Source organism: Streptococcus sp. SS4, assembly GCF_030440125.1.
Classification (GTDB): Bacteria; Bacillota; Bacilli; order Lactobacillales; family Streptococcaceae; genus Streptococcus.
In genome coordinates this window covers 1-26,246 of the sequence record NZ_JAQFJM010000001.1, presented here as the reverse complement: position 1 = coordinate 26,246, position 26,246 = coordinate 1, and the positions used below count along the sequence as shown (strand labels likewise).

Annotated in this window: 22 protein-coding genes; 1 reads left to right on the top strand and 21 read right to left on the bottom strand. The window is 39.5% G+C overall.

The features are described from left to right. Positions 1-178: 178 nt before the first annotated feature. From PCY16_RS00110 to PCY16_RS00055, 12 genes are all read right to left on the bottom strand, one after another. Positions 179-2,767: a hypothetical protein gene (locus PCY16_RS00110; protein WP_301353188.1), complete on the bottom strand. Its 2,589-nt coding sequence runs from the start codon at positions 2,765-2,767 to the stop codon at positions 179-181. A gap of 308 nt (positions 2,768-3,075) precedes the next feature. Then, a complete protein-coding gene (locus PCY16_RS00105; RefSeq protein WP_195414152.1) occupies positions 3,076-5,727 on the bottom strand; it encodes a valine--tRNA ligase in 2,652 nt (883 codons plus the stop codon). A gap of 32 nt (positions 5,728-5,759) precedes the next feature. After that, positions 5,760-6,833, bottom strand: coding sequence for a hypothetical protein (locus PCY16_RS00100; RefSeq protein ID WP_195414153.1), 1,074 nt, complete (start codon positions 6,831-6,833; stop codon positions 5,760-5,762). Between the two features lie 11 nt (positions 6,834-6,844). Beyond that, on the bottom strand, positions 6,845-7,408 hold the full coding sequence (locus PCY16_RS00095; RefSeq protein WP_195414154.1) for a GNAT family protein: 564 nt from the start codon (positions 7,406-7,408) through the stop codon (positions 6,845-6,847). Beyond that, on the bottom strand, positions 7,395-7,973 hold the full coding sequence (locus tag PCY16_RS00090) for a flavin reductase family protein (protein WP_195414155.1): 579 nt from the start codon (positions 7,971-7,973) through the stop codon (positions 7,395-7,397). The genes PCY16_RS00095 and PCY16_RS00090 overlap by 14 nt, the downstream gene beginning before the upstream one ends. A gap of 396 nt (positions 7,974-8,369) precedes the next feature. After that, positions 8,370-8,648 carry a hypothetical protein gene (locus tag PCY16_RS00085; RefSeq protein ID WP_195414156.1) on the bottom strand — a complete coding sequence of 93 codons (279 nt, stop codon included), beginning with the start codon at positions 8,646-8,648 and terminating at the stop codon, positions 8,370-8,372. Positions 8,649-8,659: 11 nt separating this feature from the next. Next, positions 8,660-8,875, bottom strand: coding sequence for a hypothetical protein (locus tag PCY16_RS00080; protein ID WP_195414157.1), 216 nt, complete (start codon positions 8,873-8,875; stop codon positions 8,660-8,662). A 228-nt stretch (positions 8,876-9,103) separates the two neighbouring features. Continuing rightward, positions 9,104-9,307: a hypothetical protein gene (locus tag PCY16_RS00075; RefSeq protein WP_002886082.1), complete on the bottom strand. Its 204-nt coding sequence runs from the start codon at positions 9,305-9,307 to the stop codon at positions 9,104-9,106. Between the two features lie 132 nt (positions 9,308-9,439). Further along, on the bottom strand, positions 9,440-10,057 hold the full coding sequence (locus PCY16_RS00070) for a PepSY domain-containing protein (protein WP_195414158.1): 618 nt from the start codon (positions 10,055-10,057) through the stop codon (positions 9,440-9,442). A 112-nt stretch (positions 10,058-10,169) separates the two neighbouring features. Further along, positions 10,170-11,051, bottom strand: a complete 882-nt coding sequence (rarD, locus tag PCY16_RS00065; RefSeq protein ID WP_195414159.1) for an EamA family transporter RarD — start codon at positions 11,049-11,051, stop codon at positions 10,170-10,172. Beyond that, a complete protein-coding gene (thrB, locus tag PCY16_RS00060; protein WP_195414160.1) occupies positions 11,044-11,904 on the bottom strand; it encodes a homoserine kinase in 861 nt (286 codons plus the stop codon). The genes rarD and thrB overlap by 8 nt, the downstream gene beginning before the upstream one ends. 83 nt (positions 11,905-11,987) lie before the next feature. Then, positions 11,988-13,274: a homoserine dehydrogenase gene (locus PCY16_RS00055; RefSeq protein WP_002890168.1), complete on the bottom strand. Its 1,287-nt coding sequence runs from the start codon at positions 13,272-13,274 to the stop codon at positions 11,988-11,990. A gap of 172 nt (positions 13,275-13,446) precedes the next feature. Between PCY16_RS00055 and PCY16_RS00050 the strand changes: the two genes are divergently transcribed. Then, on the top strand, positions 13,447-14,325 hold the full coding sequence (locus PCY16_RS00050) for a polysaccharide deacetylase family protein (protein ID WP_037599506.1): 879 nt from the start codon (positions 13,447-13,449) through the stop codon (positions 14,323-14,325). A gap of 40 nt (positions 14,326-14,365) precedes the next feature. Here the strand turns inward: PCY16_RS00050 and PCY16_RS00045 are convergent, their stop codons facing one another. The 9 genes from PCY16_RS00045 to PCY16_RS00005 form a co-directional block, all read right to left on the bottom strand. Beyond that, positions 14,366-15,496: an acetylornithine transaminase gene (locus PCY16_RS00045; protein ID WP_195414161.1), complete on the bottom strand. Its 1,131-nt coding sequence runs from the start codon at positions 15,494-15,496 to the stop codon at positions 14,366-14,368. Between the two features lie 3 nt (positions 15,497-15,499). Continuing rightward, positions 15,500-16,237, bottom strand: coding sequence for an acetylglutamate kinase (argB, locus tag PCY16_RS00040; RefSeq protein WP_195414162.1), 738 nt, complete (start codon positions 16,235-16,237; stop codon positions 15,500-15,502). Positions 16,238-16,263: 26 nt separating this feature from the next. After that, positions 16,264-17,457: a bifunctional glutamate N-acetyltransferase/amino-acid acetyltransferase ArgJ gene (gene argJ / locus PCY16_RS00035; RefSeq protein ID WP_195414163.1), complete on the bottom strand. Its 1,194-nt coding sequence runs from the start codon at positions 17,455-17,457 to the stop codon at positions 16,264-16,266. Positions 17,458-17,485: 28 nt separating this feature from the next. Beyond that, complete coding sequence (gene argC / locus PCY16_RS00030) at positions 17,486-18,508, bottom strand: N-acetyl-gamma-glutamyl-phosphate reductase (RefSeq protein ID WP_195414164.1); 1,023 nt, start codon at positions 18,506-18,508, stop codon at positions 17,486-17,488. 127 nt (positions 18,509-18,635) lie between these two features. Then, positions 18,636-19,817 carry a pyridoxal phosphate-dependent aminotransferase gene (locus PCY16_RS00025; RefSeq protein WP_038675446.1) on the bottom strand — a complete coding sequence of 394 codons (1,182 nt, stop codon included), beginning with the start codon at positions 19,815-19,817 and terminating at the stop codon, positions 18,636-18,638. 9 nt (positions 19,818-19,826) lie between these two features. Continuing rightward, complete coding sequence (locus tag PCY16_RS00020) at positions 19,827-20,609, bottom strand: carbon-nitrogen family hydrolase (RefSeq protein ID WP_038675444.1); 783 nt, start codon at positions 20,607-20,609, stop codon at positions 19,827-19,829. A 132-nt stretch (positions 20,610-20,741) separates the two neighbouring features. Then, positions 20,742-24,551, bottom strand: a complete 3,810-nt coding sequence (gene ldcB, locus PCY16_RS00015; protein WP_301353164.1) for an LD-carboxypeptidase LdcB/DacB — start codon at positions 24,549-24,551, stop codon at positions 20,742-20,744. A 284-nt stretch (positions 24,552-24,835) separates the two neighbouring features. Then, the gene (locus PCY16_RS00010; protein WP_070576508.1) at positions 24,836-25,393 is read right to left on the bottom strand and encodes a transcriptional regulator; all 558 of its coding nucleotides are present in this window, start codon (positions 25,391-25,393) and stop codon (positions 24,836-24,838) included. Positions 25,394-25,490: 97 nt separating this feature from the next. Further along, positions 25,491-26,246, bottom strand: a 756-nt coding sequence (locus PCY16_RS00005) for a sensor histidine kinase (RefSeq protein ID WP_301353161.1), incomplete at its 5' end; no start/stop codon positions are given.

Below are 26,246 nucleotides of genomic sequence, written 5' to 3'. Positions count from 1 at the left end.
TTGACTTTTCTAGTATAACATGAAAAGTTCATTTACTTATGATTTTCATTCAAAAAAAGATATAACCAAATCAAATATTGAAATATTTTTCACCCAATTATTTTTGATTTAGATTTTACTTTTTCAGAGAAGAAAATTTATCTAAATGTTATATATTAAAATAAGATACTGAATATATCTACCTATATCTGTATGGTTTCTTATAATCTAGCCTACTCTGATTATGTTTTGTTGCAGTATTGTATAAAAGATCATTCAACTTACAAATTATTTCTTCTTTTTGGAATATAGAAATACTATCTATGGTTGAAACTTTTTCAGAAATTAATTCAACATATTCATTGACTGTAAAATTATGGAAATTCAATGAAGATATCAATCTACGTTTAAGTCCATCTAAAAATTGGGTATCCCTGTATAAAACATCATAAGAACTATCAATAATTTTGAGTATATAAAATTCTAATACTCCTTCCCCACCGGACCAATAAAATGGACTATTAGAACTCATGGAATCAAAAATAGTTCTACTAGTATAACTGAAATATCGATTATAACGGTGGTCCCTATAGCTTAATATCCGCTCTAGACGTAATAAACTTGATACTGATAGATTTTCTATTACATTTGATAGGTCAACTTTATTTGTCTTCAAAAGATATTCAACTGATAATTGTACTTCATTTTGATCGAGCAAATAAAATTTATTAGTGAAAATTGAATCTAATTTATCAGTAAGAAGGAAATATTCTCTACAGAAGTTATCCATCTTCTCTTTATTTCTAACACGTATCCAATGCAACTTATTACTGGAAACTTTTATACTTTTTTCACTTTTCTTCATTTTTGTTGTTACTTTACTAATGCTGAATGAATCATTTATAAAATAAAATCGGCTTGAGAATGAAAATTCTTTACCTGATAGTAGCCATTGAACATATATAATTTTAAGTTCTGACATTTGATGCCTTCTACCAAACTGATTAAACCAATAAAAATCTGTGATTTTTTCTTTTCGTTTTGTCCATAGATTATCTAAAAGTTTATCTGTAATACGATGGCTGATATTTGTGCTTAAAATTTTTTCTTTAGCTTGATTGAAAAGGTAGTTTTGCCGTTCTTCATCACATCTCATTATTTTTTTAATCTCAGCATCATAAAATTCAATGTTATCATCCCATTCTGTATAATCTGTATATAACAATTGATATAACATAAAAGCAAGACTGTACTCATTATTCATACTTAAAATTATCTTATTTAAAACATCTTTCTTATCAAATGTTCGCAGTCTACCTTTATCACTTAAAAATTCAAAACCAACTTTTGAATAAAACTCTTTAAAATTCTCATTGTTCAAGTAATTTATATGACCAATATCAATAGAATTATCATTTACAGATAGATAGAGCTTAAGAAGTGATTTGCACTTATATTCTCTAATTTTAAATATAGCTCTATCATTAGGAGTATTGTATATCAAAAAATAATTGTTGCTATTGCTTTCCAAATTAGAATAATCTGAAATCAGCAGACTTAAAACATCTCTTCTCAGAATTAAAGTATCAAATAGCAATTTATACATTTTTGTGAAACTATTACTTTCAATATCGTATACAAATTCATCAACTTTTAATAACTCACTCTTATTATACTTTATTATCAACTCCAACATTTGCTGATGTAACTCAAATATATAGAACCAACTTTTTGATGAAATATTTTTATCTATATTACATTTTTTCATAAAGGTCGTAAATTCATTAATATATTTTGGATAATAACTTAGCAACTTAGGTATATTACTATCAATCCACCTATTATTATATGACTTATATTTAAACGCCTCAAATACTTCATCAAAAACTCCATTTAACAATTGTTCTACTTCGCTATACTCGATTATTTTCTCTATGTCTTTTTTTAAACTACTAAAAAACATAGATGGCTTGTCTAAACTATAAGATTTCCAAAATAAATTTTCATAAAAAATTTTATAATCAATAAGGATTTTAGATTCAATCCACTTTCCTTTACCAATTCTCAATTCAATAGTTGTACTGACTGTTTTTATCATAGTTATAACTAAAAAAAGATATAATAATAATAAAAATAAAAAGTCTAACTGCCAGATAATATTTAGATCTTTTTGTAAATGAGTAAACAGAGTATTTCTATAAAGAAAAACAGACAAAAATGGGATTAAACAAAAAGATAGAATAAAAAAATAAAACATTTTTGACTTGCTTAACTGATACGCGGAAGAGCGATTCAATATATAATTTAATTTATTTTCACCCATATAAATATCTTTTTCAGCAGTATTAGCTATAAACTGAAGAAATCCAAAGTACATTCCATATAAAGAGAGTACAGGAGTCACATTCTTTATTGTAGAAAATAGACCATCTGAAAAATTAATTTTAGAGCCAGAGTCTATAAACTTAATATTTACTGGATTAAGTCTAATAATAAGATACATAAAAACAAAACTTGTTATAGCCAACATTTTTGTATAGAAATTCAAATTATCTATTAAAATATTCTGCTTAATAATTTTAAATCTAATTAAAAATAGCTCAAACACATCTTTGATATAAGGAATTCCTAAAAGTAAAAATGATATCCCACTAAGTAATAATCTATATGATAAAATTATGGTTAAAAAATAGAATAGAATTTTATATTCTAGTTCAAATTTTGAAATAAAAAGAAATTCTCCTAATAAAAAAATGATATAGATAAACCATGCTAAAGACTTTTGCATGAAAGTTAAAACCTTACTATAAATACTTCCTAATAACAATAAGTAAGGTATTATAATAACAAGCCATAATAGTTTGGTAAACCACATAATTAACATATCGTTATTTACAAAATTAACTACAAGATTACAAAAAATGAAATAAAAAACTAAATCAGAAATCCTAAGATTTTTACATAAAAAATAAACCGACATACCTATGAATAACAATAGTATAGTTAAATATGAAATAATCAAACTAAGCACTCCAATATATAGTATTATTTTTTAATTATACCAAAAAAACACGGCATTCCGCCGTGTTTCTGTGTTTATTTAACCAGTTTCTTCATCTCTTCAATACGTACTACTGTTGCATCGTATTTAGCTTGGTAATCTTCTTGTTTGTCGCGTTCTTTTTGGACGACTTCTGGTTTGGCATTGGCTACGAAGCGTTCGTTACTAAGTTTCTTACCAACCATATCGAGTTCTTTTTGCCATTTAGCCAATTCTTTTTCAAGACGGGCCAATTCTTCTTCGACATTGAGGAGGTCAGCGAGTGGCAAGTAGATTTCTGCGCCTGTGATGATACTTGACATAACCAAGTCAGGTACTGCTACATCTGCTGCAATTTCCAAGTGTTCTGGGTTTGTGAAGCGTTTGATGTAGTTGACATTGTCATTGAAGAAGGCATCGAGCTTGCTGTCGCTTGTCTTGATCAAGATAGTGATTGGTTTACTTGGCGCTACGTTCACTTCTGCACGTGAGTTACGAACGGAGCGAATCACATCTTTAAGAGCTTCGACGCCAGCTGCCGCTTCTTCGTTTTCAAATTCTGGACGAACCACTGGGTATTCCGCAGTCACGATTGTTCCTTCAGAGATTTGACCGTAGATTTCCTCAGTTACGAATGGCATGATTGGGTGAAGGAGACGCAAGATTTGGTCCAAAGTATATAGAAGGACAGAACGAGTGATAACCTTTTCGTCTTCGTTATCGCTGTAAAGCACTTCCTTAGTCAACTCAACATACCAGTCCGCAAACTCATCCCAGATGAAGTTGTAGAGGATGTGACCAGCCACACCAAATTCGAACTTGTCAAAGTTCTCAGTAACTTTTCCAATGGTTTCATTGAGGTTGTGGAGAATCCAACGGTCTGTGACATTACCTGCTTGACCAGCAGCCACTTTAGCTACATTTTCACGTGCTACATCCAAGGTCAAACCTTCATTGTTCATGAGAATGTAACGAGAGATGTTCCAGATCTTGTTAATGAAGTTCCAAGAAGCATCCATTTTTTCGTAAGAGAAACGCACGTCTTGACCTGGTGCAGAACCATTTGAAAGGAACCAACGGAGAGCATCAGCACCATATTTCTCGATAACATCCATTGGGTCAATCCCGTTACCGAGTGACTTAGACATCTTACGTCCTTGCTCGTCACGAATCAAACCGTGGATCAAGACGTTCTTAAATGGTTGGCGTCCTGTGAATTCCAATGATTGGAAGATCATACGAGACACCCAGAAGAAGATGATGTCGTAACCTGTAACCAAGGTTGAAGTTGGGAAGTAACGTTTGAAGTCTTCTGCTTCCACATCAGGCCAGCCCATAGTTGAGAATGGCCAGAGGGCAGAACTGAACCAAGTGTCCAAGACGTCTTCATCCTGTTTCCATCCGTCGCCTTCTGGTGCTTCTTCACCGACGTACATTTCACCCTCAGCATTGTACCAAGCAGGGATTTGGTGACCCCACCAGAGCTGACGAGAAATTACCCAGTCGTGGACATTTTCCATCCATTGAAGGAAGGTATCGTTGAAACGAGGTGGGTAGAAATCAACCTTGTCGTCTGTGTCTTGGTTTGCGATGGCATTTTTCGCCAATTGATCCATCTTAACGAACCATTGTGTAGACAAGCGTGGCTCAACAGGCACACCTGTACGCTCTGAGTGACCAACTGAGTGAGTCATTTTCTCAATTTCAACAAGGGCACCGATTTCTTCCAATTTCTTAACAACAGCCTTACGAGCTTCAAAGCGGTCCATGCAGTTGAATTCACCAGCCAATTCATTCATGGTACCATCATCGTTCATGACATTGACTTGTGGCAAGTTATGACGTTGACCAACCAAGAAGTCATTAGGGTCATGGGCAGGTGTGATTTTAACCACACCAGTACCAAACTCAGGGTCTGCGTGTTCGTCCCCAACGATTGGGATTGGCTTGTTCAAGATTGGCAAGATAACATTTTTACCAATCAAATCTTTATAACGGTCATCGTTTGGGTTAACCGCTACGGCAGTATCCCCAAACATAGTTTCAGGACGTGTTGTTGCCACTTCAAGGGCACGTGAACCGTCTTCCAACATGTAGTTCATGTGGTAGAAGGCACCTTCCACATCCTTGTGAATAACCTCGATATCAGAAAGGGCTGTACGAGCTTTTGGATCCCAGTTGATGATAAATTCACCACGGTAAATCCAACCTTTTTTGTAAAGCTCTACAAAGACTTTACGAACCGCTTTTGAAAGACCTTCGTCAAGGGTGAAACGCTCACGCGAGTAGTCTACAGAGAGCCCCATCTTGCCCCATTGTTCCTTGATAGTTGTCGCATACTCATCTTTCCATTCCCAGACCTTGTCTAGGAATTTTTCACGGCCAAGGTCATAACGAGAGATGCCGTCTTCAGCCAAACGCGCTTCAACCTTAGCTTGAGTGGCAATACCTGCGTGGTCCATACCTGGAAGCCAAAGTGTATCGAAACCTTGCATACGTTTTTGACGGATGATGATATCTTGAAGAGTTGTATCCCAAGCGTGACCAAGGTGAAGTTTACCAGTTACGTTTGGTGGTGGAATCACGATTGAATAAGGCTTAGCCTTTTGATCGCCTGAAGGCTTGAAAATATCAGCGTCAAGCCATTTTTGGTAACGACCAGCCTCAACCTCGGCTGGATTGTATTTAGGTGAAAGTTCTTTAGACATGTGTGTGCTCCTTCTACATTTTTTTCCAAGCTTTAATTATTTTTTAAGACATCATTTTTTTCAAATATATTTTGTATAACCACTTCTGATTCTTCCGGTGTTAAGTTGACATCATAGAACCACTTATCTCCATTTTTATCAGTGAAATCTCTGAAGCGAGCAAACCCTGTACTTGCATCTTCAGTTGTAGATTTCACAAGATACTTATGTCCTCTCTTACCATATAATTCTTTAAATTCAAAATCATTGTCCTTCATTTCTTCAAGCATTCTATTCATATATTTAGGAACAGTATCAACGCCTTTAATAAAAGTGAAGTCAAAACCATCTTTTGAAAGAACTTTTTTCTGGGAGTCATTGGTAATTTCTCTTTTAATTTTTGTCACTTTCAAATTTTCAGTATCGTGATTATGTTTAGATTTTTCAATGTAAATCTCTATCACATGATTAACATTTTTTAATGTAATTTCAGTATAATTTCTATCTTTTTGATTTAATGATTTATTATACGAATTCTTCACTTCTTCAAAAAAATTATTAAAGAAAGATTTTTCAATCAAATTAATTCTATCCCACTCATTTTTTTGAATTCCTATTTGTAACAGTACAATTTCATCAATAAGAAAATTAATTTCCTCTTTATAAATCGCTTTATTTTTGTAAGATTCTTCTAAAATTATTTGCGAGAAATTTAAAAAATCCAATAACAAAGCTTCTAAATCATCATTTTTTATTATGCTTCTAGTATCTTTGTATGTATCATCTATAAATTTTTTAATATTTTTGAAATTATCAGAATCAGTAGTACTATCGTTAATTTCGATATTCTTTACCCTAATTTCATAAGGTTTAAATTGTAGCTCTAATTTTGTTTTTAACTCAATAGATTCATTTATTAAATTTAAATCAACTTGTTCTGAGATGCTATACTCGTGTAACTTTTTTATATAATCATCTAGAATTTTTTTTGTACTTTTTAACCAATCAAACCTTGAATTTATAATTAATTCTTTTTTGGTTTGTTTTGAAGTTTGTATCGCTACAATGATTGGACTTATAAGCGCAGCCACTCCTACTACTATTGTAAAAATTACATCAATTTCCATTATATCTGCTCCTAATAATTCACCTCCCACTCACTCTTCAGCAAGCCATATATGAGACTGTCACAACGGTTGCCTTGAGCATCTTTGCGATCCCTTATGCGAGCTTCAAGAGTGAAACCGAGTTTTTCAGCGACACGTTGACTTTGGACATTGTAGCTAAAGCAAGTCAGCTCAATCTTGTGAAGGCCTAAATCTTTAAAACCTAAATCAATCAAAGCACGTGCTGCTTCTGGTACATAACCTCGGCCCCAATAATCTGGGTGCAAGGTATAGCCAATCTCAAGCACATCATCTTCGTGTCGATGGTTGAAATCAACAGAACCGATAATCTTATCAGTCCCTTTGACCACAATCCCATAGCCTGCTGGAAGATTTTCTTTTTGATTGCGCTCGGGAAGGATATGTTCTAGGTAATAGATTTCATCTTCCAAGGTCTTGACGGGTGGAAAACCAGCTGGGTAGGAGACTTCTGGACGACTGGCAAAGTCAAAGATTGCCTCTGCATCCGCCACTGTACGGACTCGCAAGACCAGTCGCTCCGTCTCGATTCGTTCTGGTAACTCAGCTCTTTTCATCCCTCTTCCTCGCTTTCTTGATAAAGCTTCCCATGGAGTCTACACGGTCATCAAGATAGCGATAGACACGCTTATGGCCATCACCCATAAAGTAAGTCGGTGCAAAAGAATCGTTACGGAAATGGCCCTTATCATCTAGCAAACCAGGATCAGCAAAGCGGTCTAGGATCTTAGCAAAGATATGACAGATACCATCTTCCTCAATAATTCTGTCGACCTCACAATCCAGAACGACTGGACAGGCATTCAGGATAGGTGCTTGTGTCAAATCAGAAGGTTGAAAATCTATGCCGAGTTTAGCAATCTTCTCACGATGACTAATAAAACCAGCCTGCTCCATCTCCAGCATGAAATTTTCATCAGGAATATTAACCGTAAATTTCTGATAATGCTTAATCTGGTCTGCCGCATTTTCCTCGCTACCAACCCCTATAACGAGCCAATCTCCTAGACTATAAGAAGAACTACAAGTCGTCACATTATAGCCATAGGTCTGGTCCTGGTAACCCAAGATAAAAATGGGAAAACCATAGTACAATTTACTGGTCTCAAAAGATTGCTTCATGTCACCCTCCTCTGATAGGAACGTAGACCTCGCTTTCGCTCTGTCTGCATCAATATCTCTAAATTCACCTGCGACCTTCGGTCTTGGTTCTTTAAAAGCTATAGAAAATCCCTGTCATAACCATGACAGGGACGAATGTGTATCCGCGGTACCACCCAATTTTGAGTGGCAACCACTCACAGCTTTCTTGATTCAATTTGACCATCAGCAACCAGCTTTGACATTTGTGCGGATTTCTCAGTACCACCGCTTCCTGTGACAAATGGGCTTCAAAGCACCTCTGAATGGTCTTATTTTATCACAATTTTAAGACCAAGACAAATGAAATTGTGATGGAAATCTTATTGATTTTTGAATTTGAAAGTATGTCCCCTGTCTTACTTTTCCTCACAATTTTCAATGGCTTCTATTACCTTTCATGACAAGTTCTAACTTTGCTTGGCTTTCCAAATATCTCTTACGGTAAGTTATTGCCATCGTTTTATACTCTTCGGAGGACATTTTATAAAAATCTGCTTCTTCTTTGTAAGATTCTACAAACTTTTTGTAATAATCGATATCTTTTATCGGATTCTTAATAATCTTATCTATCAACACATAAATCCCTAAAAATACACCACCAAGAATCATCCCAAGAAAATAGGGCGCCACAAGAAATGATTTAATTAACTCCATGAAGTTCACCATCACTTTCCTCCAAAATCCTTCTGAAAATGTTCTTTATGAACTTTTAATTCAAGCCCACAAACATCTTTGAGCTTTTTCCCAGCTGCAACTCGTCTTTGATGTGCTCTTATTAAAACATGTTCGGACTGTGTATGACTAATAAAATAACACAATAGCAGGTAAGTAACTTTAACCCCTAATATCATAGTAATTATCCTAACCACCAAGAAAATCATCTCTCTACTCCTCTCTTAAGGAACTTGCTGAAACCATTGTAACAAAACATCGGCTAAAATCGAGACCTTTTTTCACAAGAAATGGCTCATTTATCATAAGTAAAAGCATTTATTTTATTTTGAGTACATGAATGATGGTATTATATATATTTCAAGACAGATAATCTATATTCTAGATAACTTTATTTTCCATTAGAAAAATCCCTGTCTTCCGACAAGGATTTCATCTTATTTTTCTTCCTTAGCTCTTTCTTCTTTTAGCCATTTTTCATAGCTTTCGAGTAGATTGATAGCCATTTGGGTTGCCAAGGCTAGTGAGAAGGCTTCTGTACCTTCAGTTGTTTCGTCTTGGACTTCCAATTTACTTTCTTCGTAAATGGCTTTGAGAGCCTTATTGCTAAGCGTGTCTTTAAATGCTTGGAATTCTTTCATGGTCAAAGCCTCCTTGATTCTACGGCAACATCTACAGCTACTGTTACCGTTTTCACTTTAAGTTTACACCATTTCAGAGAAATTGCAAGGATTTTCCTTAATAATAAGGAGAGCTTTCACTCTATCTGCGACCTACTGAGCAGGAGTCGCAGCCCCTGTGAGATACTCAGTCGTATAGGCTACGATAGCTCCCGAATCAGCATTTACCGCGTATTTATAACGTAGACCGCTAGCAGCATAGTCAAAGCTGATATTGTAGACCTTACCATCTCCTTCAGTCTTCAATTCCGTTTTCAAGTTTGTCACAGAACCTTCAGCTAGGCCAGCATGGTTAAGAGCTGTTGTTTGTGCAGTTTCTTTGGATACTGCTGTCTCTTCCTTGCTTTCACTAGGTTGAGTCTCGTCTTTAGGTTCTTCACTTTTTTGAGCGTCATCCTTATCCTTAGTTGTTGGATGGTCACTCTTATGTTTCAAAATAGATCCTGACTGACCATCAATTGTATACTCAAAATGGTTGTCTGACGTTGTGAAACTAATCTCATAACTTCCGTGAAGCCCAGAACGTGCTTTCGAAACTGTTGATTGAGAAATCTCAGAAGTTTTGACACCTGCATTTTTGTAAGCAATGTCGGCTGCATCTTGTTCTGACAAGCGATAACCTGAACCGTTAAAGATAAACAGGCCTGCAGCGATGGCAACTGGGATAGCGAGCAGAAGCAGATAGCCCGCTAGCTTTTTCATTTTTCGCATAAAATTCTCCGCTATTTTAATCTAATACTACTATTATATCTTAAAGTTCTAAAATTGTCAGATAAACTTGGCTCATTTTTAGGACAACATCATAAAAAGTTCCCGATAGCTATCAGGAACTTCTACGAAATGTTACTATTTGGCCAGTTACAAAGACTAGTATGGCCATCCAGATAAAGAGGAAGCCTTTCAACTCTCCAAAGCTGACCGTCTCACCAAAAATGAGGATGGCTACCAGAAGTTGAATCGTAGGATTAAGATACTGGATGAAACCAATAAGGTTAAGCGGTGCCCTTTTGACTGCTTCTGAGAAGCAAAGCAAGGGAACGGCCGTCACCACACCGGATATGGCTAGGAGAAACATTTCCATGCTCGAATAGGAAGAAAATGATTCTGGAGAAAAGAAAACGAGATAGATAGCTACAAAAGGTAGTAGCAAGCCACTTTCCACTAGCATGGCTACGTCACTGGAGAGCCTAACCCCCTTTTTGATTAGACCATAGAAACCAAAGCTCAGAGCTAACCCCAATGAAACGGGAAGTTTTCCTGTATTGGCAACAAGAACCAGTACTCCTATAAAGGCCAATACTACTGCTGCCCACATGCTCCTACTCAATGATTCACGAAGAAAAATGAGGGCAAACAGGATAGAAACAATAGGCATAATGTAATAGCCCAGGCTAGCCTGCGTTGCTTGACCATGACCCACAGCATAGATATAAATCAACCAGTTAGCTGCTATGAGAAAACTAGCAAGTAGCATACGAAGCAAGGCTTTCTTATCCTGCCAAAGTTCCACAAGCTCCCCTTTGAAACGGGTATTTTGCTTAGCAACTAGGGCGTAAGTCAGCATAGTCACCACTGTAAAAACAATCCGCCACGAGAAGGTGCTGTAAGCCGAAACACCTGCTAAAAGCTTCCAAAAAAGGGATAAAAATCCCCATTGAATATAGGTGGCTAGACCAAAGAGTAGCCCTTGATTTTTTCTAGTCAACCACAACACCTGCTTTATCCACAGACAGGATGAAGGTTTCACCATCTAAACCAAGACCATCGATAGCCGTTTTAAGAGCTTCAGCCTGATCATTTGGCGTCAGGGTCATAACTGTTGGGCCAGCGCCTGAAAGATAGGTCGCATAAGCACTGTATTGGCCTGACAATTCCTTAATAGTCGCAAATTCTTTAACCAATTTTTGACGGTAGCGTTCGTGGAACATATCCCCTTGAATAGCATGTCCCGCCTTAACCAAATCGCCTGCAAAGAGGGCAGCAATGGCAACATTGGCAATAGATGATGCAGCTACAGCTTCTTTGTAAGACAGGTCACTTGGAAGTACCCCACGTGAATCGGACGTCTTAAGTTCATAGCTCGGAATGAAGGCTACAAAGGCACACTCTGGAAAGTCTGTCACGATGCTATTAACATGTTCATCCACATAAGAGGCTACAACGAGATTCCCAAAAATAGCTGGGGCAACATTGTCCGGATGACCTTCAATCTTGGTTGCAATATCAAGTTTATCATCGTCTGAGAGCTGCAAGTTTGCCAATTGATTGGCTAACTCGATTCCTGCGACAATAACAGAACTTGAAGAACCTAGCCCACGCGCCAAGGGAATATCTGATGCCATCACCAATTTATGGGGTTGCAAATCAGACTTAACTTGCAAGGCAGTTGAAATGAGGAGGTTATTTTCATCTGAAGGAATATCTCCCAAATCATGTTCAATATGCCATGCATCCGCTGGTTCAAGCACCTCGACTGTCAAATATTTAGAAACGGCAACACCCACAGAGTCAAAACCTGGACCAATATTGGCAGATGTTGCTGGAACAGTAATTTTCATAATAATACACCAAAAGGAGGAAAGCCATCAGCGACTTTTCTCCTTGAATACCTTTCTTATACGCACCAGTATGGGCTTATCAATTAGTTAGACAAAACTTTCAATGTGTTGACAACAGTGAAGTCTTCTGCTGCTTCAAGTTTTTCAGTAACAGCTTTGAGTTGTGTCTTAGACATAGCATGTGTAATCACAACGATACGAGCTGTTGTGCCATTTGCTTTTTGTTGCAAGACTTGTTCAAATGAAATATCTTCTGAGTTGAAGATTTCAGACAAGTGAAGGATTTTACCTTTTTCGTCTGGCGTATCAAGGGCAAAATAGTAGTTGCTCTTAACATCTGCTGGATTAGCCAATGGCAAGTCACGACGGAACTCGTTAAATGGTTTACCAACATTGCCATCTGAAAGACGACGAGCAATACGGATAATATCTGCCAAAACAGATGTTGCTGTTGGTTTTTGACCAGCACCTGGACCGTAGTACATTGATTCGCCAATACCGATAGATTCAACAAAGACTGCATTCATAACATCGTTAACGCTAGCAAGTGGGTGATTTTTTGGCAAGAATGTTGGCGATACTTCTGCAGAGATACCTGATTCTACTTCGCGCACATCACCAACCAATTTGATGACATAACCCAATTCTTGAGCAACAGCTACATCATCAGTAGAGATGTTTGTAATCCCCTTGTGAGTCACATCGTCGAAATCAATTGTGGCACCAAAACCAAATTGGCTAAGGATAACAGCTTTATAAGCAGCGTCAATACCTTCAACGTCGTTAGTTGGATCACTTTCAGCATAACCAAGTTCTTGGGCAGTCTTAAGAGCGTCCTCATATGACCAACCTTCGTCAACCATCTTAGTCATCATGAAGTTAGATGTTCCGTTAAGCACACCAAGGATACGTGTCACCTTATCAGACGTCAAAGAGTTAGCCAAAGTACGCAAAATTGGAATACCACCAGCAACAGCAGCTTCATAGTAGAAAGCCACTCCCTTATCCTGGGCAAGAGAAATCAACTCTTTTCCATGAGTAGCAATCAAGTCTTTGTTAGCAGAAACAACGTTTTTACCTGCTTCAAGTGCTTTTGTGATGAAGGTACGAGCTGGCTCGATACGACCCATCAATTCAACAACGATTTGAATCTCTTCATCGTTAAGGATTTCGTCAACATTTGTGACAAAATTGTAGTCGTTTCCGGCAGCGATAAGACGATTTTTTTCCTCGTCATCTTTAACCAAAACTTTGGCAATTTCGAGTTGGTCACGTGAGGCTGCAAGAACCTTTTCACCATTTTCCTTCAAGAGGAAAGGAATACCGCTAGCTACTGTACCAAAGCCAAGCAATCCAATTTTAATAGACATTTACGATTTCTCCTTAAAAACATACATTTTTTTAATTGTACCACATTTCTATCGGAATTGACAGAATATTGTTGCCATTTAAGGAGGCAAGTATTCTTTTTACTGAAAATTCTGTGCATTTCCATCCCATTTTTGTTAGAATAATAACTAGACCTATTTGAAAGGGGATACAATGACTTCTCAAAAGAAAAAAACAACTCAAGCTAACAGAAAGAAACTGAACCTTCTTCTGCTTTTCCTAAATATTGTCCTTCTTGGCTTACTAGCAGTCTTTATGCTTAACCGACCAAATCAGTCGAAAAGCAAGCAACAACAGGCTCAGACCAGTCAGTCTAAGACGACAGCTAAATGGAAAACCTATGACGAACCTGTCCAAATCCCTATCCTAATGTATCATGCGGTACACGTCATGGATCCATCTGAAGCCTCCAACGCCAACCTTATCGTTGACCCAGACCTCTTCGAGGCACAAATCAAGGCCTTGGCGAAGGCAGGATACTACTTCCTAACGCCTGAAGAAGCCTACAAAGCCTTCACTGAAAATGCCTTGCCTGCTAAGAAGGTTGTCTGGCTGACCTTTGATGATGGTAACGAAGATTTCTATACGATTGCCTATCCGATTCTCAAAAAATACAAGGCTAAGGCAACCAACAATGTCATCACTGGCTTTGTTAAGAAGGGAAATGCTGGAAATCTTACCGTCAAACAGATGAAAGAAATGATGGCTCACGGTATGAGCTTCCAGTCTCATACGGTAAACCACCCTGATTTGTCAGCCACTGACAAGGCAACACAAAAGGTTGAATTAACGGATTCTATTGACTTCCTTGAAAATAAACTCAATACCAAGGTCAATACCATTGCCTACCCATCAGGTCGCTACAATCAAACGACACTTGACCTAGCTAAGAAAACTTACAAGTTAGGACTAACAACCAACGAAGGGTTAGCCAGTGCCAAGGATGGTCTTCTCTCACTTAATCGTGTCCGTATTCTGCCAACAACAACAGCTAAAGGACTTCTCAGCGAGATTGATACTGACAATGAGTAAAAGAAATCACTTGATTCAAGAATCAAGTGATTTTTATGTTCTAGTCAAATATTTCTGATAGGATAGCCACACCCTTTTCAATTTCAGCATCACTTAGGGTGATTGGTGGCAAAAGACGAATCACGTTTGTCCCTGCAGTTAAGAGAATTAACCCCTTATCTCGAGCCGACTGGACCAATTCTCCTAAATTGCCAGTAGTCTCAATCCCAATCATATAGCCCAAGCCACGTACAGTGGTAACCGTCTCTTTATCAGATAAAGCTGCTTGCAATTTTGCTTGTAGCTGGTTTCCATTTCCAAGGGCAGTATCTAGAAAACCTGGGACCAACATAACTTCAAGCGTAGCTTTGGCCGCCGCCATAGCCAGTTTATTTCCTCCAAAGGTAGAGCCGTGACTTCCGTAAGAGAAGGCTTCTCCAAGAGATGACTTAGCAAGCATGGCACCAACTGGCACCCCATTTGCCAAACCTTTTGCCAGAGTAAAGATATCTGGTTCAATATCGTAGTGCTCATAAGCATAAAGCTTACCAGTACGACCAAGTCCTGTCTGAACCTCATCTACAATAAGATAAATACCCGTCTCCTTACAAAAGTCAGCCAAAGCCTTAACAAAGTCCTTATCAGCAGGTTGAACACCTGATTCCCCTTGAACCAACTCCAACATAATAGCCGCTGTTTCGTCACTAGCTAAGGCCTTGACACTATCTATGTCATTGAAAATAGCATAGCTAAAGTGGGGCACACCTTCACCAAAGCCTTGTTTGATTTTATCCTGACCAGTGGCAGACATGGATCCAAACGTTCGACCATGGAAGGAATTTTGGAAGGTAATGATTTCTTGTTTACCCGATGCCTTTCGGGCGATTTTTATGGCTGCTTCATTGGCCTCTGCACCACTGTTACAGAAAAAGGCCAGATAATCCCTGTCACCAATTAGAAGATCAGCAACATCTTCTTGCAACTGATTGTGATAAAGATTAGGCTGGTGCAAAATCTTACCCGCCTGCTCTGTCAAAGCCTGATTGACAGAGGGATGATAGCCCAGATTGGTTACCCCGATACCTGATGAAAAATCCAAGTAGGTATTGCCAGTTGTATCAGTCAAATAATTGCCCTGTGCCGAAGCGAAATCAATCGCTGCTCGCTTATAGTTTGAAAATAGTTTTGTCATCTCTTACTCCTTGATTATGGTACCATCTGTCAGGTTATCACCAATAATGACCTGCTCGACACCGGCTTGAACTGTCTGAACAGCGCTTTGAATTTTAGGAATCATGCCCCCAGTTATCACACCTGAATCTATTTTCTTATGAACGTCCACAAGATTCAGATGATCTAAAACCTGTCCATTCTCTAAAACACCCTTGACATCTGTCATAAGGATAAGTTTTTTGGCACCTAGACTAATTGCCACAGCTCTAGCAAGGTAATCCGCATTGATATTGAGCAAATCTCCCTGCTCACTATAGCCCAAGCTAGGAATCAAGGGAATCTTGCCTTGAGAAAGGAGTGCTACTAAGGTCTGATTGGTGATGTTTTTGACTTCACCCACAAAGCCATAGGTCTCTTGATCTAAGAAATCAGCATGGACAAGGTCTGGCAATTCATCAACAAGCTGATAAGCTGGCAAAACCGCCTGTGTTAACTGACCTGCCAAGTTTTTCCCAACTATGTCAACCAAGGCTTCTTTAATCAAGGTCATATCTGACTGACTCGTCACACGAAGACCATTTACCTTGTGAATTGGAATATGATTCTCCTCCATCAGTTGATTAATAGCAAAACCACCCCCATGGACGATAACAACTTTCTGACCAGCCTGCTGCCATTCTGACAGTTTAGCCAATATCTCGGGAGTTAGCTGCTTACTGGCTACTCCGCCAATCTTAATTACAATATATTCAGTAGTCATCAGTTAACTCCTTTTCCTTAGATAGTCTAAGTGTGATAGAGGGCATTAATCTTAACGTAATCGTAAGAAAGATCACACCCCCATGCGGTTCCCTTTTCATGTCCAGCATGAAGATCTACCGTAATGGTCACTTCATCCTCATGCATGATGTCTTTCATTTCCTCATCATCAAAGGTCACAGGACTAGATGCTAGCATGACTGGCAGACCGCCAAGCATAATATCAACATTGTCCACAGGAACGTCCACACCGGCATAGCCAACAGCAGCTAGAATACGTCCCCAGTTAGGATCTTCACCAAAAATAGCTGTTTTGACCAGGCTTGAACCGACAACAGATTTTGCCATCATTCGAGCATCAAGGGCATTAGGGGCATTAACCACATCAACTTGGATGAGCTTATTGGCACCTTCACCGTCCTTGGCAATTTTCTTAGCCAATTCTTGCATCACGAAATTAAGCATTTTTGAAAACTTATCAAATTCTGGTGTACCTGGCAGAATCTCTTCATTGAGCGTGCAACCATTTGACATGACAAGAACCATATCATTGGTCGAAGTATCCCCATCAACTGTAATCTGATTAAAGGTTTTTTCCACATTTTGGCTCAAGGCCAATTGAAGGGTGTCACTAGAAATATTAGCATCACAAGTAATAAACCCTAGCATGGTCGCCATATTCGGGTGAATCATGCCTGAACCCTTAGCGACACCAGCCATAGTGACAACATCACGACCAAAAGTCTCCGTCACAGCAATAGTCTTAGTTGCTGTATCTGTCGTCAAAATCGCCTTAGCAAAATCATCAGCATTCCCATTGACCACCAACTTGGAAAGACCATTTTTCAGTGTATCCATTGGTAGCAACTCACCGATAATCCCTGTAGAAGCCACACCAACCAAATCTGGTTCAACACCTAGCTTTTCAGCGGTCCACTCCTGCATGGTGTAAGCATCCTCCAATCCTTGGGTCCCTGTACAAGAATTAGCCACACCTGAGTTAACAACGATAGCCTTCATTTTCCCAGCCTTTTTTACCGAGGTCTTGGTCACAATCAAAGGAGCTGCGATAACCTTATTAGTCGTGTAAACCCCTGCCACACTGGCTGGCTTTTCAGAGACAATCCAACCAAAATCCATTTTTCTCTTTTTAAATCCTGCATGTAGCCCATCAGCTGAAAAACCAAGCGGACTTGCAATCGTTCCATCTATGACTTTCATATTTTTTCTCCTAACTCTATGCTTACATCTACAAGTATGACGGTGTCAGAAGCAAACCTTCCGTCTCATCCCACCCTTGCATGAGGTTGAGATTTTGCACTGCCTGTCCAGCTGCTCCTTTAAGCAGATTATCAATGACCGAAATAACTGTCAGAACATTGGTTTTCTCATTATAGGCAAAGCCAATATCTGTAAAATTCGATCCAATAACGTTGTGTAGTTCTGGCAAATTATCTTGCACACGTACAAAAGGTTTATCATCATAAGCCTTTGTGAATGCTGAAGCCACATCAGCTACAGTCACGTCCTTCTTCAACTTACAATAAACCGTAGCCATGATTCCGCGATTAACGGGTAAAAGCGACGTTGAAAACTGAATCTCAGGCATTTCCGGATTAAAGCCCTGCAAGGTTTGAACAATCTCAGGAATATGCTGATGATGATTGAGTTTATAAGTCACGTAATTATCGTGAACATTGACAAAATGACTGGACTCACTCAAAGCCTTACCCGCACCAGTTAAACCAGACTTAGCATCCACGATGACACTCTCCGTTTCAATCAAACTAACTGCCACCAAAGGAATCAAGGCTAACTCTGTCGCTGTCGCATAGCATCCAGGATTGGCAATAAATTTCTTATCCTTCACATCTGCATATTCTGATAATGCATATGTAAATTTATTCAAAACACTGTGCTTAGCAGGTGATTTTTTATACCATTCTTGATAAACATCTGCTGGCAAGCGATGATCGCCAGACAAATCAATAATAGGAAAATCAGCCAGAACAAATTCCTCTGCTAGCGTACTAGCGACTCCTGAAGGTGTGGCAAAGAAAACCAGATCCGCCTTTTGCATAATCTTTTCCGCATTGTAAGCTTCAATTTCTAAGTCACAAACACCTGTCAGATAGGGATACACATCAGACAATCGTCGGCCCACTTCCTTGGTTGCGTGAATAGAAACAAGTTCCACTTTTTTATGATTATTCAAAATTTTAACTAACTCTAAACCACTATAACCAGTGATACCAACGATTGAAATTTTCATTTATGCACCCCTTTTGAATAATTATGTAACTAGTTTATTGTATTTTTATTCATTTGTCAAGAAAAATTGAAATTAACATGAAAAAAAACAAGCAGTCTTTTTCAACTACTTGGTTCATGATTGCTATCTAGTTATTAAATAAATGCAAGTTGGCGATACGATTGACCGCTTCTACCAGACGCTCTGGCTCTACCAAAAGCCCAATACGAACATAAGCGTCACCCGCAAGACCAAATCCTTTACCTGGTGCCACAGCAACATGGGCCTTCTCAAGCAAAAGATCCGCAAAACTCTCACTGGTATACCCCTCTGGCACAGGCATCCAAGCATAGAAAGAACCTCTGGATGGAAAGGCCTGCCAGCCAATCTTAGCAGCTGCCTGGACAAAAGCATCTCGACGGCTATCATAAGTCGCATTCAGTTGAGCAACAGCCTCCTCAGATTTAGGGTCTGAGAGGGCTGCAATCCCAGCCTCCTGCAAGGCAGGAAAGATTCCCACAAAAAGATGGTCTTGAATCAGATTTAAGGCTTCAATCATTTGCTCATTCCCAGCCGCAAAGGCCAGACGCCAACCAGCCATATTGAAGGTTTTCGAGAAAGTATAGAACTCAATGCCCACATCTTTAGCACCAGGCGTTGACAAGAAGCTAGGATTCTCATAGCCCTGATAACCCAAAGCTCCATAGGCTAAATCACTCACCACACCTACTTCGTAGGTCTTAGCCCAGGCAACTAACTTTTCATAAAAAGCCTTAGTCGCCACAGCCCCCGTCGGATTATTCGGATAATTGATATAGATAAACTTAGCACGGCGAGCTGTCTCCTCTGGAATGGCATCCAGATCTGGCAAGAAATCATTTTCAGCCGTCAAAGGAAAGGTTTCATAGGTCACACGGCCTAAACTCACTCCTGACAAGTAATCTGGATAACCTGGGTCAGGCAAGAGCAAGAGGTCGCCAGGATTCATCAAAGCTAGAGGCAATTCCACTAGTCCAATTTTAGCTCCACCCATGACACAAATCTCACGCTCTGCATCCAAATCGACCCCATAATGTTTCCTGTAAAAACTAGCAGCTGCTTCCTTAAAAGGACGATTGCCTCGAAACTGTGAATACTTATGGCTAGCAGGATTTTTCGCTGAAAGACACAGCGCCTCAACAATATGGTCATAGGTCGGTTGGTCGGGATTGCCTTGACCGAGATTGATAACATCTGCTCCTTCCGCCACCTTGGCATTAACCTTAGCAACCAAACCTGCAAAAAACTGTTCTGGCAATGCCTTCAATAAGTCCGATTCTTCAAATAACATAAACGCTCCTTAATGATACAAGTCCGTGCGACGATCCTCAAAAACAGGAATCTGACCTCGAACCTTATCTACCTCTTCAAGATTAATATCGGCCGTAAAAATGCCCTCCTCATGCTCCTTGGATTCTAAGACCACATTTCCAAGTGGATCGATAACCATAGAATGCCCTGAAAAGACATCGTCTGGTCCTGTTCCGACACGATTAACAGCAACTACAAAAGCTTGATTTTCAACCGCACGCGCCTTTAACAAAATCTCCCATTGCTGCACACGAGGTTCTGGCCACTGCGCTACCACAAAAAGTACCTTGGCCCCTTGTGCCATCTGTGTTCGCACCCATTCAGGAAAACGAATATCATAACAAATGACACTAGCAGCTGTCACAGCATCAAGCTCAAATACAGACTCCGAAGACCCAGCAGACATGTACTGGTCCTCTGCCATGAGGCCAAAGAGATGGACCTTGCTGTAGGTATTGATTAGGTCCCCAGACTTATTGTAGACGTAGGTCGTGTTGTAGAATTTGCCGTCCTTCTCAATAGCAACGGACCCTCCGATAATAGCCACAGCATGTTTCCTAGCAAAATGAGACAAGAGTTCTTGAGAGTCCAAACCTTCCTTGTCTGCAAGCCCATTCAGTTCATCTAAAGCATAGCCTGTATTCCACATTTCAGGAAGCACAATAACATCGGGATTGTCATCAAGCGTCCTTTCCAACATCTCTTTCACGTGCTTTTTATTTTCCACAGGCTGTCCGTGAGCAACATCCATCTGTACCAATGCGATTTTCATAGTAACCTCGATTCTATATTAACCATTATAGCACTCCAAAAGACGTCACAAAAATTGAAAAATTCAATCTCATGATAAAGAAAGGCTATCAAAAAAGGCTGGACACATTGTCCAACCTGATTCATTCCTTCATTAAGCAATATCAACGTAACGACGAGCACCGCTCACTGTCATGTATGAGAGCCATGTGTGACCATCGGCTGTCAAAACTTTGTCATAATTAACACTCATACCCTTGTCATAGTAGGCTAACTCTGGACTTGAAACCTTAGCTTCTGCCTTGATTGACGCACGTCCTGTGAAGGTATAACGCCCTGACTCTGGGAGACTTGGTTTATCGGCTGGCTTAGCAACCGGTTTTGTTTCTGCCTTGGCTGCTGCAATATCAACATAACGACGAGCACCACTTGTTGTCACGTATGAAAGCCATTGACGACCATCGGCTGTCAAAACCTTGTCGTAGTTAACGCTCATACCCTTATCATAGTAGGCCAACTCTGGGCTTGAAACCTTAGCTTCTGCCTTAATTGACGCACGACCTGTGAAGGTATAAGTGCCTGATTCTAGTAGACTTGGTTTATCCGCTGGTTTAGCAACCGGTTTAACTTCTGGTTGACTTGCTGGCTTAGACTCTGCCTTAGCTGCTGCAATGTCAACGTAACGACGAGCACCGCTTGCTGTCATGTATGAAAGCCATTGATGACCATCGGCTGTCAAAACTTTGTCATAGTTAACACTCATGCCCTTGTCATAGTAGGCCAACTCTGGGCTTGAAACCTTAGCTTCTGCCTTGATTGACGCACGACCTGTGAAGGTATAAGTGCCTGTCGCTGGAAGGTTGATGGCACCTGTAGTGGCTGGTTTGCTTTCAGCAGGTTTGCTGCTAGTAGCATAATCGCCACCTTCGATACCAAAGTACTCTTCCAAGCTCAATCCTGAATCGTGGATGTCTTTAGCTTCTTTACCCACATAGCGGATATGCCACGCTTCTGGCATGTAGCCGGTTGAAGCTTCTTTACCTGCTTGGAAACGCACGATAAAGCCATAGTTATGTGCATTGTCTTTAAGCCATTGACTAGCTCGTGCATCCTCAAGCAAGTTACCTGATTTATCAGTCAAATCAAAGACCAAACCAGTTTGGTGTTCGCTGAACCCAGGACGAGCTGAGTAACGGTCCGCAGCTGCTTGACCATCACGGCTTACGTAGTTGTCGTAAAGAGTCTTTTGATAATCGTAAGAACGGAAACCACTGTATGAACGTCCAACATTCAACCCTTGATTAATCATATCATCACGAAGGCGAACAAAGGCTGCCTTAGCTGTTGGGTTTTCACCTGGATTGTAGTCCTTAGAAAGACCATGCTTCTTATTGACAATGATAATATCATCGTATTTACCACGAACACTGTAGTAAGAACCGTTATTGGTCAATTTCCCTGTCACTTGAGTTTCAGTGATTTGAGGGACTGTAGCTGTAGTTTCTGTGATATAGGTTCTCTTACCATCCAACATATAGTAAAGATGCACAGAATAAGTACCCGCATCACCCTTATGGCTGGCTGTATCTACATGAACCTTATAGCTACCGTCTGATTGTTTGTCGGCATGATACCAAGTAAGGTCGTCTTGGCCATTCTTATCTGACCAGATTGGAACACGCACTTCTTTAACTTCTTTGCCACCACCTGAAACATTGGTAACGACAACATCAAAGCCATTAGACGTTTGGTTGCTGATGGTCAATTTCCCTGTTACTTGAGATTCAGTAGATTGAGGGACTGTAGCTGTAGTTTCTGTGATATAGGTTCTCTTACCATTCAACATATAGTAAAGATGTACAGAATAAGTACCAACATCGCCCTTATGGCTGGCTGTATCTACATGAACCTTGTAGCTACCATCTGACTGTTTATCAGCATGATACCATGTAAGGTCGTCTTGGCCATTCTTATCTGACCAGATTGGAACACGCACTTCTTTAACTTCTTTGCCACCACCTGAAACATTGGTTACGACTACATCGAAGCCGTTAGAAGTTTGGTTATTGATTGTCAAATTCCCTGTTACTTGAGATTCAGGGACTGTAGCTGTAGTTTCTGTGATATAGGTTCTCTTACCATTCAACATATAGTAAAGATGCACAGAATAGGTACCAGCATCGCCCTTGTGGCTGGCTTTATCTACATGAACCTTGTAGCTACCATCTGACTGTTTATCAGCATGATACCAAGTGAGATCGTCTTGACCATTCTTATCTGACCAGATTGGAACACGGACTTCTTTAACTTCTTTGCCACCACCTGAAACATTAGTTACGACAACATCAAAGCCATTAGACGTTTGGTTGGTGATCGTCAATTCCCCTGCTACTTGAGATTCAGGGACTGTGGCTGTAGTTTCGGTAATATAAGTTCGTTTACCATCTAACATATAGTAAAGATGCACAGAATAGGTACCAGCATCACTCTTATGGCTAGCTGTGTCTACATGAACCTTATAGCTACCGTCTGATTGTTTATCAGCATGATACCAAGTGAGGTCATCTTGACCATCTTTATCTGACCAGATTGGAACACGGACTTCTTTAACTTCTTTGCCACCACCTGAAACATTAGTAACGACAACATCAAAGCCATTAGACGTTTGGTTGTTAATGGTAAGATTACCAGAAATACGGTTTTCTTGTGGCTTAGACTCAGTAGCTTTCAAGGTAGCAATATCCACATAACGACGTGTACCACTGTAGCTAATATAAGAAATCCATTGGTGGTTATCCGCAGTCAAGACCTTGTCATAGTTCACTTTGTAGCCTTTTTCCAAGGTATAAAGTGTTTCTGCTGAGGCCTTAGGTTCATTTTTAACATTCAAGCTACGTGTCACATTATAAGTACCACTTGCTGGAAGCTTTTCAGCACCAGTAACTTCTGGTTTTGCTTGATTAGTCTCTGTTGGTTTAACAGTTGGTGTTTCAGCTTTAGCAGGTGTCAAAGTCGCAACATCTGCATAATAGCGAACATAGTCATAACCAAGGTAAGAAATCCATTGGTGATTATCCGCAGTCAAAACTTTGTCATAGATAACATGGTCACCCTTACTGAAAACAAAAGTAGGTTTGAGGTCTGCTTTTGGTTCTTTCTTAATATCTGTGTCACGTGTAAAGTAGAAAGTTCCTGTCGCTGGGATGTTCAAAGCACCTGTTGTGGCTTGAGTGCCATTAGAAGGCTTGCCATCCCCATTACCACTATTACCGTTACCACTACCAGCTGCCACTGGTTTCACTGGCGCATAACGACGCACGCCAGAGTATGATTTGTAGCTAATCCATTGGTAGCCGTCAGCCGTCACGACTTGATCGTAAAGGACGCTGTCTCCTGGATTTACATAAAATTCAGCCTTGGCAGACACCTTGGGTTGATTCTTAATCTCTGTACGTTCCTTGTAAACATAAGTTCCTTGACTTGGAAGGTCGCTGTCTGTAGTTGTAGCTGGTTGGCTCACCAAACTAGTATTGACAGCTGCTATCGTTAAGGAAGATACCTCAAGGTTAGTGGCTGTTTCAGATGAAGCATTTGTGTTCCTTGTCGCTTCTGAGCTAGCAGTTGTTGATTCAGAAATTTTATCTGCTGCTTGTGAGGTACTAGCACTCACTTCACTTCTAGCCTCGCTAGTAGCAGTTTCACTAGCGGTTTGGCTAGTTGTTGAGACTTGGCTAGCTTTCTCACTTGATGCTACCCCACTGAAAATATCAGCTGCTGTCACAGCATCACTATCTGAGGTAGCACGCACAGTGGCATCTGAAGGTGTTGAAACTTCATGATGCTCATCAGCCAAAGCTTGACCTGCAAAGACCAAACTTGCTCCTAAAAGAACTGATGCTGCCCCAAATGAATATTTACGAATGGAAAAACGTTGTTGTTCGTGTAAAAATTTTTCTCGTTTCATATCAATTATTCTCTCTATCGAATTGATGTTACTGTTTGATTGTAACACTCAGTGACAAACAATACAAGTATTTTACAGAATATTACTGAATATTTCTCACTTGTCCATTAGTATACCAAATTTATTTGACTTGTTCACACCTAAATCATAAACTGTCCAATTTTTGTCATAATCGGAAAATGACTGATTATACTTATATATTCGTTGTTTTTCCAAAAAAATGGAAAATAAAGTAAAAACACGACAGCTTTAAATGCCATCATGTTTCATTTTTGAACCTTTTATCAATGTCCTACATCTGAATATGAAATGTAGTATCGTTGACCATCCTTAACAAAACTATACCAGTTTCCATCAGGTAAAATTTCATATTTGTCCCAATCAACATCCCCTGCAGGAAGTTTAGAAACAGCTCCACTGTCTTTATCTGGCGTAGCATAAACAGGCGTTTCCTCATCAAGTGTCAATGTTCCAGAAGTAGCTGTCCAAGCACCTCGACCACCTTCAACTTGAGAAGCTGGTGTTGTTGCTTCAGCCACTTGACCACCATCTGTAGCGCCTGCTTGAGCTTGTTCTTGAGAAGAAGCTTTAGGTGCTACTGCTGAGGTCTGATTGTCATTTTCTTCATTTGAAACTGATGAAGATGATGATTGAGTTGATTTTTTACCCTTCTTAACAGCCTTACTTGAGCTTGAAGATGATTTCTTAACCGTCTTGACTGGACTACTACTTGTGCTAACACGCGCCGACTCATGACTATTAAACTTAGTCACTAAGAAGACAGCGAGGATAACTACGATAAGAGCTGCCACGATACCAATGAGTTTACTTGTATTTTTCATGAGTGATATTCCTTTTCTGATAATTTACTAGGTTATTATAATATATAGACAGCTAAATTTTTCATTGAAGTCATAAACGGTGGTTTTTTCGTCATAATCAAACCACATCTTCTATTTTTAGTGTCTGTTTAAATCGATAGTCTCTAGATTGTGTTGACAAAGAACAATTAGGGTACTTCCCTAAAATCTCTCGAACAGTGGACAAACCTATACCGCGGCCCTCTCCTTTACTTGAGCGACCAAGTTTAAAGATACCGACTGTATTGATAGACTCTTGAGCAATGGTATTCTCCACTATCACCACCTTTGTCTCTCCACTGATAAGAGCAATGTTTACTTCTTTAGCACTGCTATCCAGACTAGCTTCAATAGCATTATCCAAAAAAATAGACAACACTGTTATGAAATCCAACAATTCCATCCTTGATACCTCAAAGACGTCGCTGACCTCAAGGTGAATGGTAATAGACTGTCCCTGTGCTTCCAAAATTTTACTAGCCAGGACACCTTTAACAGCTTCATCTTTAATATTAATCAAGTTGGCAATTTCGTACTGTTTTCCTTCAATCCGAGTCTTTGTTTTTTCAAGGATGTTATCGTAGATATCGGAAATAATAGCCATATCCTTGGAGTCAATGCCATATTTGATACTAGACAAGACATTTAGGTAATCGTGCCTGAAGCGACGAAGATCCGTATAAAGTTGCTCGATTTGTTGACTATAATGAGCCAAATCACTCATTTGCCTATCTTTTTGGAGTAGGACTTCTTCTTTTAGTCTCTCACTGAAGGTCGCATTGATATAAACAAGGGTCGCAAGAAAGAGTAAAGCATAGGTCACCACGAGATAAAC

Bases quoted from the DNA above. Each gene is read 5' to 3' on its own strand.
- PCY16_RS00110 (WP_301353188.1), bottom strand. From the start codon at position 2,767: ATGCAAAAGTCTTTAGCATGGTTTATCTATATCATTTTTTTATTAGGA.
- PCY16_RS00105 (WP_195414152.1), bottom strand. From the start codon at position 5,727: ATGTCTAAAGAACTTTCACCTAAATACAATCCAGCCGAGGTTGAGGCT.
- PCY16_RS00100 (WP_195414153.1), bottom strand. From the start codon at position 6,833: ATGGAAATTGATGTAATTTTTACAATAGTAGTAGGAGTGGCTGCGCTT.
- PCY16_RS00095 (WP_195414154.1), bottom strand. From the start codon at position 7,408: ATGAAAAGAGCTGAGTTACCAGAACGAATCGAGACGGAGCGACTGGTC.
- PCY16_RS00090 (WP_195414155.1), bottom strand. From the start codon at position 7,973: ATGAAGCAATCTTTTGAGACCAGTAAATTGTACTATGGTTTTCCCATT.
- PCY16_RS00085 (WP_195414156.1), bottom strand. From the start codon at position 8,648: ATGGAGTTAATTAAATCATTTCTTGTGGCGCCCTATTTTCTTGGGATG.
- PCY16_RS00080 (WP_195414157.1), bottom strand. From the start codon at position 8,875: ATGATTTTCTTGGTGGTTAGGATAATTACTATGATATTAGGGGTTAAA.
- PCY16_RS00075 (WP_002886082.1), bottom strand. From the start codon at position 9,307: ATGAAAGAATTCCAAGCATTTAAAGACACGCTTAGCAATAAGGCTCTC.
- PCY16_RS00070 (WP_195414158.1), bottom strand. From the start codon at position 10,057: ATGCGAAAAATGAAAAAGCTAGCGGGCTATCTGCTTCTGCTCGCTATC.
- thrB (WP_195414160.1), bottom strand. From the start codon at position 11,904: ATGAAAATTACTGTTCCAGCAACATCTGCCAATATTGGTCCAGGTTTT.
- PCY16_RS00055 (WP_002890168.1), bottom strand. From the start codon at position 13,274: ATGTCTATTAAAATTGGATTGCTTGGCTTTGGTACAGTAGCTAGCGGT.
- PCY16_RS00050 (WP_037599506.1), top strand. From the start codon at position 13,447: ATGACTTCTCAAAAGAAAAAAACAACTCAAGCTAACAGAAAGAAACTG.
- PCY16_RS00045 (WP_195414161.1), bottom strand. From the start codon at position 15,496: ATGACAAAACTATTTTCAAACTATAAGCGAGCAGCGATTGATTTCGCT.
- argB (WP_195414162.1), bottom strand. From the start codon at position 16,237: ATGACTACTGAATATATTGTAATTAAGATTGGCGGAGTAGCCAGTAAG.
- argJ (WP_195414163.1), bottom strand. From the start codon at position 17,457: ATGAAAGTCATAGATGGAACGATTGCAAGTCCGCTTGGTTTTTCAGCT.
- argC (WP_195414164.1), bottom strand. From the start codon at position 18,508: ATGAAAATTTCAATCGTTGGTATCACTGGTTATAGTGGTTTAGAGTTA.
- PCY16_RS00025 (WP_038675446.1), bottom strand. From the start codon at position 19,817: ATGTTATTTGAAGAATCGGACTTATTGAAGGCATTGCCAGAACAGTTT.
- PCY16_RS00020 (WP_038675444.1), bottom strand. From the start codon at position 20,609: ATGAAAATCGCATTGGTACAGATGGATGTTGCTCACGGACAGCCTGTG.
- ldcB (WP_301353164.1), bottom strand. From the start codon at position 24,551: ATGAAACGAGAAAAATTTTTACACGAACAACAACGTTTTTCCATTCGT.
- PCY16_RS00010 (WP_070576508.1), bottom strand. From the start codon at position 25,393: ATGAAAAATACAAGTAAACTCATTGGTATCGTGGCAGCTCTTATCGTA.